This is a genomic window from Shewanella sp. 4t3-1-2LB (assembly GCF_017368415.1).
Lineage (GTDB): Bacteria > Pseudomonadota > Gammaproteobacteria > Enterobacterales > Shewanellaceae > Shewanella > Shewanella fodinae.
Window position 1 is genome coordinate 85666 of the sequence record NZ_JAFNJD010000009.1, and the last position, 9830, is coordinate 95495.

Below are 9830 nucleotides of genomic sequence, written 5' to 3' on the forward strand. Positions count from 1 at the left end.
CTGGCACAATAGTTATCACCAACTTATTGAAGGATAAGGATATCGCATGAATCTATTACGGACACTGCTGCTCTGCGGCAGTTTATGTTGCAGTCTGCTGGTGCAGGCGGTACCGACGGATGATGTTATGGCGTTGCTACAACATCAACAACAGACTTGGAATCAAGGGGATATCCAAAGTTACATGCAAGGCTACTGGCGTGATGAGAAACTGCGCTTTGTCTCAGGTGGCGGTTTTGTTTACGGCTGGGACAATATGCTGAAAGCCTATGAAGAGAATTACCCAGATCAGAAAACCATGGGAAAACTGCAGCTCAAAGCCATTGATATCCATATGCTAAGCAATTATGCGGCGTTGGTCGCGGGGGAGTGGCGTTTGCAACAACCCGACCGACTGACCTCAGGCGTGTTTACACTGTTGGTAGAGAAGCACGAAGATAAATGGGTGATAGTGCACGATCACACCTCTTAATACGGCAGTTCTGGCATAAACTGAAACTGGTCACGACCAAACTCGCGGCCCTCACTGTTATAGCGTACTTCCATGAACTGCATCACTCCGGCACGGTTTTGCATTAATAAAGTGGTGCTGCGTGTGCCATAGTGGGGGTGGCGAATAAAAATCGCCGAAAGTTTACGCTCCCATTCAGCTTCAATGCCAGTTGCCGGTAACTGTGCCACATCAGCTTCTGCATCGTCCTGCATCAGCGTTAATAACGCCTCAGTATCCAGCGATGGTGCCGCGCGTATCAACTGCCGCAGTGCATGTGTCCCTTTTGCCATTTTGGGCCAGATATCATCCAGTGCGCCGTTACTGATGGCATGAAAACCCGCCGTCAGCGGTTGTACTGTGCCACTGAGACTGTTGTAACAGAACAGCGCTGAGGCAGAGCCAAAAACCAGATTAAACGGGTTGTAATCTTGCCGATGTTGTTGCAGCCAATCGATATTTATTGGTGATTGCAGCGCTTTTATCACCAATTCTCCTCGGCTTCGGCGGTCATCCCGTAGTAACTGCGGCGCACGGATATTAGTAACAGCGGCTAAATATCTGCGACGGTTCACGCCGAGCCAACTTCCCCCAGCGTTCAGATCCTTACCGGCCAGCATTTGCGGCGTTGTTGCCCAGAAGTGCGCGGCTGCGGTTGGCCGGTGATGGTACTCGTCACGGTTAGCGCACAGAATAAGAGGGTAATCTGGATGCTGCTGCAGCGCTATAAACAGTATGCACATACTATCCTCCTTGAGTGTCGAATGCTGTGGCTACGCAACAGGTTACCGAACTCAATGGTGATGTTCGGCGTGGCCGTGATGGTGTACTGCCGTCGGTGCAGAAAGTGTTTGTGGTTTCAAGGCCTTGAGGAAGCGCCTAGGGCCCTGCCGCAACAAACTGATGGCAAATAGCAAGGCTAGAACTGCCAACGAGACGGTACTGATCGCGGACCAGTGTGGCAGCAGTTGCTGCCATTGTGGCTGCCAGCAGCCTGCCAATGCAACAAGCAGAAGTAGCAGTAATAATGTCGCAGACTTCTGGAACCATGATAACACTCGCAATTGGCTGATATTCAACAATTGGGCGGCGCACAGACTCAGCACCAATGCAGGCGGATTCCAGCCGCTATATGCCAGCGTAGCCGCAAGTACTGTGCTACCAAGGGGACTGAGCTGCATAGGAATAAAGATCAGCACTAATACGGCCACCTGGATCCAGTCATGGTTCAATGGTACTGACGGATGACCAATGAGGTTGGCTAACAGCAAACTCAAAAGTATCCACGGCGCACTATGATCAATGCCGTAGCTAAAGCCAAACTCGACAGCATTGGTGCCTGGTTGCGGTTGACTATTAACCGGTCTAGCTTGCAAGAGGGTGAGTAGCCCACCGATTAACAGGCAGGAAAACAACTGCATCAGGGCGTATAGCGGCCCCAGCAATAGCAGTGTTAACAACAGAACCTCTGGTCCCGCAAGACGTTGCAACCACTGTGACCATGGTTGTGGGTTATCTGGGCGTAGCCCTAGCGCATAACGGCCTGCAGCTAAGGCATGGGCCAATAACAGCGCAGGGGCGAGCATCAGTAGCCAATCAAATAGTTGCAAAGAGTCATGCGCGTGCGCTTCATGGGCATGTTCTCCTGAATCCATCAGCATTAATACTGCCAATAACCCCAGCCCCAACAGACTGCCAAACCCAGCATACAACTCATGGCGACCATTCAGGCTGTTCTCATTGCCATGCGGCTGATGTAACACCACGTGCAGAATTGAACCGGTAACAAATGCCTGCAGATACACAGTGTTATCCAGACTCAGGTGTTGCAGCAACTGTTCTCCGGCAACATAACCCACAGTGGTCAGTAGCATCATCAGCACTAACACCGTCCAGGCCCATTTGGCTCCGGCATGGGGTTTTAACAGCCACCAGATGGCTAGCCCTACTGGCAAACGGTGCAGAATCACTCCCAACGCCAGCAAGCTGTAGTTGCTGTCCTGCTGCGCCAACACCATAGCGCCGCCATCGGTAACTGTGTGCAGCAGTAAACCGATGATGCCAAGTACCAACGTGACATTATGGGTGAGTTCGGAATAACGGTGAAACAGCTTCTCGCTGGCCGACGGCCCCCACAGCCCTAGCACCACAAACACCAATGCCAGCAAGCCGCCATGCTCCAACAGTTCCGGTAGGATATGTACCAACACCAGACCACCGAGCGACACAAAAATAAAGCCGTCCAGCCCTTTATGCAGACCATTGCCTGATGCTAACCAACGATAGAAAACCGGCCCGAGCAATAGGGCGATGCAGCTGGCGACAAGGTATAACATGGGTACCGTTAATGAAATTGAAAAGCGTTATAGTATAGCAAGTGTGTTGTAAATGGGCAGCAGGTAATTCAGCGGAAAATAGCGAAAAATATCCCACTAAATAGTGCCGAAATTCTGCGAGAAAACCTATACAATATGCCACCTTGTTGAATTTTCCGGGCCGACAAACCATGGATATGCTGTCTGCTGCCGTGATGCTGTTTCTTATTATGGATCCGCTGGGCAACCTGCCGGTATTCGCGTCTATTTTGCGGCATATTGAACCCAAAAAACGCCGCCAGGTGCTGATCCGAGAGCTGGTGTTTGCGCTAATTATCATGCTGATGTTCCTCTATGCCGGTGAAGCGATCCTGAGTTTCCTTAATTTGCGCTCTGAAAGCGTCAGTATCGCTGGTGGTATCATTCTGTTTCTCATCGCTATTCGCATGATCTTCCCGCAACCCGGTGGCGTTGTGGGCTTGGCGGCTGGCGAAGAACCATTCATTGTGCCGATGGCGATACCATTAATGGCCGGGCCATCAATTCTGGCCGCCTTGATCCTATTGGCGCATACCGACAGCAGCAAAATGCTGCAGTGGACCGTGGCGCTGGTATCTGCCTGGGCGGCAAGTGCGGTGATTTTGTTATTTTACAAACTCTTTAATCAGCTCCTCGGTGACAAGGGGCTTACCGCGGTTGAGCGCCTGATGGGGATGGTGTTGGTTATGATTTCCGTGCAAATGTTTTTAGACGGCGTTGCGCGTTATCTGTCTACTGTCAGTTAGTCTCTTTGCTGCACGATCAGCCGGGTTTTTACCCCGGCTGAATTAATCCTGAACAATTAAACAGCTTTGTTGCTGAACTGCTTGTCTCGAAAGGTTGTCTACAGTTAATGTAATGTTCCTGAGTTGTTATAGGGGTGTGCTGTGGTCAATCGTTATCTCATGTTCAGTCTGCCGGCGGTATTGGTGTTAATGGGGGCGAGTGCCTGTCAGTCGTCACCAGCCACGACCGAGGACACACAAGCACCCGCTGCCGCACCAGCCCCCGAGCCATTAACTCCCTGTGGCAGCGGCGCGCCTCATATCGATCGTACTCAAATTCACCAGCTGTTGTTAGACAAGGGGGTGCTTACGCCAGCAATGAGTGAGCAGCAACAGCAACAGATTCTCAATAACTACATTCGCCAACGTCAGCAGGCCTACAGCAAGTGTAAAAAGGAGCCTAAAGCATGAATCGTGGACATCTGTTTTCACTGATCATCAGCGCGGTTTTGTTCAGTACCAGTTGTATTGTCGCTGCGGCTCCGGCGCCTCGGGATCCCGCGATTGCCAATCAAGACCAGATCCTTTACTGGATGAAAAAGCGCGGTGAGTTATCGCCAAATGCGTCCTTGGAACAGCAGCAACAGCTTTTAGCGGATTATCTGCAAGGCGGTAAATTATCTAAAGAACAACTGCAGAAATTGAATCACAATCGGCAGTTGCTGAAGGCGGCGTATCAACGAAGCCAAGGTCTCACAACCTTGTCGAAGTTACAGCGGGTGTCTGCTGCGGATGCTAGTGTTACCAAGACCGTAAAAGTATTGGCGGTACTGATTGATTTTCCTGATCTTCCCTACGATAACAATCGGTTAACGTCTGCCGATAGCGAGATGTATTACAGCAGCTATCCGGCATCCCATTACCAGGGTCTATTGTTTTCCAATAGCGGGTTTAGCGGTCCTTCTGGGCAAAATCTGCAGTCGGCATACCAGTATTATCAGGCGGCATCAGGTAACAGTTTTTATTTTACGGGTGATGTTAAAGGCTGGTATACCGCTAGCCATAATGCCGCCTATTACGGTGCCAACGATCCCGATAACAACGACAGCGATATCCGTGCTACCGAGCTGGTCGAAGAAGCTGTGGCTTTGGCGGCCGCCAATATGTCTGCTGCGGAGCTGGCGCAATACGACGTGGAAGACCCCTATGACATCGACGGCGACGGTAATCTGAATGAACCCGACGGCATTATTGACCATGTGATGGTGTTTCATTCCAGTATTGGTGAAGAAGCTGGCGGCGGAGTGCTGGGTGATGATGCCATCTGGTCGCATCGGTATTTTGTGCCTGGCAGTTACGGTCAGTTGATCCCTGGCACATCCAAACGTGTGTTTGGTTACACCATTCAGCCCATTGATTCGGCTGTTGGCGTATGTGTGCATGAATTCGGCCACGATCTGGGTCTGCCAGACGAATATAACACTGACAACAGTGGCGATGGTGAACCAGTAGGCTACTGGTCGTTGATGTCAAATGGTAGCTGGACCGGCGCACCAGCGGGCTCGGCGCCCACAGGATTTAGTCCTTATGCGCGGGATTTTCTGCAGCAGCGTTATAAAGGGCGCTGGCTGAATATGCAAACTATTGATTATACAGCGCTGACAGCTGATGGTACGGATGTTGTGCTCAATCAGGCAACTGACAGCAATAGTCTTAACCAGTTGGAAATCACGCTGCCGCCTGGTGAGGTTGCCATTACTGCACCCTATGCCGGTGATTATCAATATTATTCTGGTAGCGGCAATCAACTTAACCATGCGATGTCGTTCAATGTACAGTTACCCTCCAGCAGTCCGCTAACACTAACGATGAAAGCCCGCTGGGATACTGAGCAATATTATGATTACGCCCAGTTGTTGGTGGATGGTGTAGCTGTTGCTGGGAATTACACCGTCAGCACTAACTCCGTCAACAATGCTCGCAATATCATTACCGGGGATTCGTCGACATTAGCTGCGGCAGACAATAACGGCTGGGTTACCTTGAGTTTTGATCTGAGTGCTTATGCGGGAAACAACAAACAGATCAGCCTGGTATATAAAACCGATGAAGCCTTGGGTGGCGATGGCATTCAGGTTGACAACATTCAGCTTATGGCGGGAGCCAACATAGTATTTGCCGATGATGCCGAGCAATTAAATGCCGATATGACGCTCAATCGTTTTATCCGTACCGGGGCTAGTCGCCCAGGGACCGGGCGCAGTTATCTGGTACAGCTGCGCAGCTATGCCGGGATTGACCGCGGCTTGGAACAGGCGGGGTATGATCCGGGGGTTTTGGTATGGCTGCGAGATCAGGATGTCGATGACAACAATGTTGGCGATCATCCCGGCAAGGTGTTTATTGGTGTGGTGGATGCGGACCAGCATCTGGTGAGCGGGCAGCCAACATTAGTGCAAATCCATGATGCAGCCTTTAGCCTCTACAACCAGAGCTACTATCCCGGTGATAACTACCGTACGGCAACCAGTATTTTTGATGACCGGGACGATTACAGTGCGCCAAGCATGCCGCAGGCAGGTATTAAACTGCCAGCATTGGGATTTACGCTGGAAGTGGTTTCTCAGGAACTGGATTCCAGTCAGGCTACTGTCAGACTGACCATGGATGATTCCGTGGTTACCTCTGATTTGGCAACAAGCTTTGCGATGGCGCAACAAGGGTTGCAAGTCAGTTTCAGCGCGAGTACCAGTGGCGGGACTGCACCATACAGCTATTTGTGGAATTTTGGTGATGGCACCACAAGTACGCAGCAGAACCCACAGCATACCTATACTGCGACAGGCAGTTACAGTGTGACATTAACGGTAACTGATGCTCAGGCGCAGACCGCAACGGCAACAAAACAGGTGACGCTGAATGCGACGCTTGCTGCTGCATTCAGTAGCACCGTCAACGGGTTAACCGCGCAGTTTAGCAACCAGAGTAGCGGTGGCAGTGGTACACTCAGTTACCACTGGAATTTTGGCGACGGTGACAGCAGCAGTCTGACCTCTCCCTCGCATACTTACCGTAGTAGCGGCAGTTACAGTGTGACCTTGACCGTCACCGATGGCAGCAACGCCAGCGCCAGTGCGACTAACACTGTCACGGTCACTGCGCCAATAACCGCCGACAGTACCAGTAGCTCTGGCGGTGGCGGCAGTCTCGGCAGTTGGTGTCTCTTGGGGCTGTTACTGGCGGCATTGGGACGACGTAAACCAAGTTTCAGAGTGGCGGCAGTCGGCTAACCGCCTCCGGCAGGAAAAATTCGGCCACCAGCAGCCGCTGTTGACGATAATGGAAATAGCGGCGACGGCCCCAAATGGTGTTAGCAGACGTTTGTCCTAAGGTGGTCGCTAGCTGCTGGATTTTGCCCGTTATGGGTGCTTGTCCCCATTCCATATGCCCTGGGATGAAGTTATTGTCGGTGAATAACAGTTCGCCCAGTGGTTTTTGACCGCGGTGTTGTAACTGGGTCAGCGATGACGGTGCCAAGGTTCGGGCATACACTAGCGGTTGATTATCCAGACACAGCAGCACTTCTCTGATCCATAACTTGTCTTCTGTTCCCGGCCACTCGCCGGGCAGTGGTGTAGCTACCACCTCGCCTAACAGCGTGACTTCAAACTGCTGGCAACATTGGCGTAGGCGCTGGGTAAGACTGCCATCAGCCGTAAGCCATGCGGCTAACGGCTGCGCTGAAAATGAATGTGGTGGCTCAGCAGACCACTGGATAATATCGCCAAAAGGAAAGCCAGGACTGGTCAGATTCATCAGATAGCCGATACAATAGAAAGACTCACGGAGTCTAACACGGGGACTGCTGATGCTAAACCGTAGACATTTCAGTTGCCGACAGGGTGGTGCGAATACATGCAAAAAATACTATTACTCATATTGTTGACACTGGTGGGCAGTTGGCTTCCTGCTCAGGCAGCCGATGCTGAAAAGGAAAAGCCAGCGGTAACTGAAGATAACTATGCGTACTACGGCTTTGAGCCAGAGATAGTGACCAACTATATCTCCAACCGCAAAAAGCTAGGATTTGTGCGGATCAGCGTGGAGTTAATGGTAAAGGATCAGCAGGATTTACTGGCAATCCAGCACCATGATCCATTGCTGCGGGCGGCCATTGTGGAGATCCTTGGTAACCAGACCGAAGATAAAATTAAGTCACTCACTGGCAGGGAAGAGATCCGTAAGGAATGCTACCAAACTGTCAATCGTTTGCTGCAGCAAGAAACCGGCAAAGAGCTGGTAGTCAACCTGCTGTTTACCCGTTATCTGTACGACTAAGCCATGGCGGAGGCAAAAATCCCGCAGCTAATACGGGATAAAGGGTTGCACCCTCGTAACCGTCATCGCCAAGGCTATGATTTTACGGCGTTAGCGCAGCAATTCCCGCCTTTGAAACGCCACCTGCTGACCACCCAATACGGTCAACTGTCGATTAATTTCAGCGAGCCTGCGGCGGTAAAAGCGCTGAATACCGCATTACTCAAACAGCATTATCAGATCTGTGACTGGAGCCTACCAGACGGTTATTTATGTCCGCCCGTGCCAGGACGCGAAGACTACCTGCACCATCTGGCGGATCTGTTGGCCGCTGGTAGCTCTATTCCCAAAGGTACTCAAATCACTGCGCTGGATATCGGCACTGGCGCTAATGGCATCTATCCCTTGTTGGGGGCTGCTATTTATGGCTGGCGCTTTGTGGGTAGTGATATCGATGCCAAGGCATTACAGCATTTGCAATCCGTGCTTAATGCCAATCCCCGTATCGCCGCGCTTGTCAGCTTACGCCAACAATTACAGCCGCAGCATATTTTCGCTAATATCATTCAGCCGGGGGAATATTTTGATGTCACCCTGTGTAACCCGCCCTTTCATCGCTCTGCTGCCGAAGCGCAACAAGGCAGCCTACGCAAGGTACGCAATCTGGCGGCTAACCGTGGCGATAAGCCTACCAAACAGCCACAGCTGAATTTTGCTGGCCGCGCCAATGAACTCTGGTGTGACGGTGGTGAAGCCGGATTTTTACAGCGGATGATCAGCGAAAGTAAACATTATGGCGCCCAAGTGCTGTGGTTTAGCTCTTTAGTCTCCAAAGTCGAAAATTTACCACAGTGTTATCGGTGGCTGACGCAACAACAGGCACAAGTGGTACGCACGCTGAAAATGGTACAGGGCAACAAACAAACCCGGATCTTGGCTTGGAGTTTTCTTGATGAAAACACTCGTAAGACTTGGCGCAAATTTAAAACCTGATTAGTGAAACGTCAGTCGCAGATTTTTCCTTTCAGTATATTCACGCTTTTTTACTTAATTTGGGACAATTCCAAGTTAGCATTCATACCAATTCAAGCGATTCATCGATAACTCCAACTATCACAAAGTCACTTTACTACTTAACCATCATGAAAAATAAGCATCGTACTTATTAAAATAGGATCTGTACTTGTAATCGAATCAAAATATCAGCTAATTAATTTTGAGCGGCTGCTTTTATACAATCTATATATAGTTAAAATTACGAAAAAAACAATTCCTCATAGTCATCTTTAGTTAATCCATTTTTTTCAATAATTTTCACTAAACAATCCCTCAAAATTGGAAAAGTTTCACCCATAATTATACTAGGTCTTAACTTACCTCGACCGTTAACTTTGTATGAATCTTTAAGAATCCCATCATGAACAGCAGAGGAACGTATACTGTATGCTGCATTTAATATAGAAGATATTTCTTTCCGCTTCTCAAGATCATGAGAAGCCAACTTTGAACCAATAATTTTTATTTGGAGAGTTAGCTCTCCATTAGTATCAGGCTTTGTTAATATCGACTCAAGGGCGATACCTAAGTCAATAGCTTTATTTGTATCATTCCAAGTATTCATAGCCTGACTGCGACGAGCCAAAGAAATATCTAAAGGCAATCTAAGCTTCTCATTCATAGATAGGTATTTTTTAAATAAATGAGTAATTTGTTCAGAGTCAATACCATTCCATGAATCATAATGTTTAGGCTTAATAACCTCTAAGTATTGAGTCGAATGTGTGTCTATTATGTCAGAAAGAGGTGTAGTGTCTTCTAAAATACACCAACGTAATTCAACGCAAGGAGCGTGGTTAGAAGCGAATAAAGATAGAAAATTAGTTATTAAAAATTCTTTATTTACGTAACCTTGAATGGTATTGATATTAGCTTCACTAAGATCAT

General features: G+C 49.4%; 10 protein-coding genes. 6 read left to right on the top strand and 4 right to left on the bottom strand.

Features of this window, described 5'->3' with window-relative positions:
• The first annotated feature begins 46 nt into the window (after positions 1-46).
• Complete coding sequence (locus tag J3L11_RS05530) at positions 47-472, top strand: nuclear transport factor 2 family protein (RefSeq protein ID WP_133038240.1); 426 nt, start codon at positions 47-49, stop codon at positions 470-472.
• On the opposite strand, the gene J3L11_RS05535 is transcribed toward J3L11_RS05530, so the two are convergent.
• Positions 469-1233: an NRDE family protein gene (locus tag J3L11_RS05535; RefSeq protein WP_207570400.1), complete on the bottom strand. Its 765-nt coding sequence runs from the start codon at positions 1231-1233 to the stop codon at positions 469-471. The genes J3L11_RS05530 and J3L11_RS05535 overlap by 4 nt on opposite strands.
• A 51-nt stretch (positions 1234-1284) precedes the next feature.
• Positions 1285-2826, bottom strand: a complete 1542-nt coding sequence (locus tag J3L11_RS05540) for a metal transporter (RefSeq protein WP_207570401.1) — start codon at positions 2824-2826, stop codon at positions 1285-1287.
• A 170-nt stretch (positions 2827-2996) separates the two neighbouring features.
• Here J3L11_RS05540 and J3L11_RS05545 point away from each other — a divergent pair, with 170 nt between their 5' ends.
• From J3L11_RS05545 to J3L11_RS05555, 3 genes are all read left to right on the top strand, one after another.
• Positions 2997-3590 (top strand): YhgN family NAAT transporter, encoded by a 594-nt coding sequence (locus J3L11_RS05545; RefSeq protein WP_133038237.1) that lies wholly within the window; start codon positions 2997-2999, stop codon positions 3588-3590.
• A gap of 141 nt (positions 3591-3731) precedes the next feature.
• The gene (locus J3L11_RS05550) at positions 3732-4040 is read left to right on the top strand and encodes a hypothetical protein (protein WP_207570402.1); all 309 of its coding nucleotides are present in this window, start codon (positions 3732-3734) and stop codon (positions 4038-4040) included.
• Positions 4037-6859, top strand: a complete 2823-nt coding sequence (locus tag J3L11_RS05555) for an immune inhibitor A domain-containing protein (RefSeq protein WP_207570403.1) — start codon at positions 4037-4039, stop codon at positions 6857-6859. Before J3L11_RS05550 ends, J3L11_RS05555 begins: the two co-directional genes overlap by 4 nt.
• Here J3L11_RS05555 and J3L11_RS05560 read toward each other — a convergent pair.
• Positions 6837-7385: a chorismate lyase gene (locus J3L11_RS05560; protein ID WP_133038234.1), complete on the bottom strand. Its 549-nt coding sequence runs from the start codon at positions 7383-7385 to the stop codon at positions 6837-6839. The genes J3L11_RS05555 and J3L11_RS05560 overlap by 23 nt on opposite strands.
• A 99-nt stretch (positions 7386-7484) precedes the next feature.
• On the opposite strand from J3L11_RS05560, the gene J3L11_RS05565 reads away from it, so the two are divergent.
• Together J3L11_RS05565 and rlmF are read left to right on the top strand one after the other, a co-directional pair.
• Positions 7485-7907 carry a flagellar basal body-associated protein FliL gene (locus J3L11_RS05565; protein WP_207570404.1) on the top strand — a complete coding sequence of 141 codons (423 nt, stop codon included), beginning with the start codon at positions 7485-7487 and terminating at the stop codon, positions 7905-7907.
• A 3-nt stretch (positions 7908-7910) separates the two neighbouring features.
• Positions 7911-8879 (top strand): 23S rRNA (adenine(1618)-N(6))-methyltransferase RlmF, encoded by a 969-nt coding sequence (rlmF, locus tag J3L11_RS05570; protein WP_207570405.1) that lies wholly within the window; start codon positions 7911-7913, stop codon positions 8877-8879.
• Positions 8880-9141: 262 nt separating this feature from the next.
• Here the strand turns inward: rlmF and J3L11_RS05575 are convergent.
• Positions 9142-9830 (bottom strand): HEPN domain-containing protein (locus tag J3L11_RS05575; protein ID WP_207570406.1); only part of this gene is annotated, 689 nt, incomplete at its 5' end.

Coding starts and splice junctions, on each gene's coding strand:
- J3L11_RS05565 (WP_207570404.1), top strand. CDS start 7,485: ATGCAAAAAATACTATTACTCATATTGTTGACACTGGTGGGCAGTTGG.
- J3L11_RS05530 (WP_133038240.1), top strand. CDS start 47: ATGAATCTATTACGGACACTGCTGCTCTGCGGCAGTTTATGTTGCAGT.
- J3L11_RS05535 (WP_207570400.1), bottom strand. CDS start 1,233: ATGTGCATACTGTTTATAGCGCTGCAGCAGCATCCAGATTACCCTCTT.
- J3L11_RS05560 (WP_133038234.1), bottom strand. CDS start 7,385: ATGAATCTGACCAGTCCTGGCTTTCCTTTTGGCGATATTATCCAGTGG.
- J3L11_RS05540 (WP_207570401.1), bottom strand. CDS start 2,826: ATGTTATACCTTGTCGCCAGCTGCATCGCCCTATTGCTCGGGCCGGTT.
- J3L11_RS05545 (WP_133038237.1), top strand. CDS start 2,997: ATGGATATGCTGTCTGCTGCCGTGATGCTGTTTCTTATTATGGATCCG.
- rlmF (WP_207570405.1), top strand. CDS start 7,911: ATGGCGGAGGCAAAAATCCCGCAGCTAATACGGGATAAAGGGTTGCAC.
- J3L11_RS05555 (WP_207570403.1), top strand. CDS start 4,037: ATGAATCGTGGACATCTGTTTTCACTGATCATCAGCGCGGTTTTGTTC.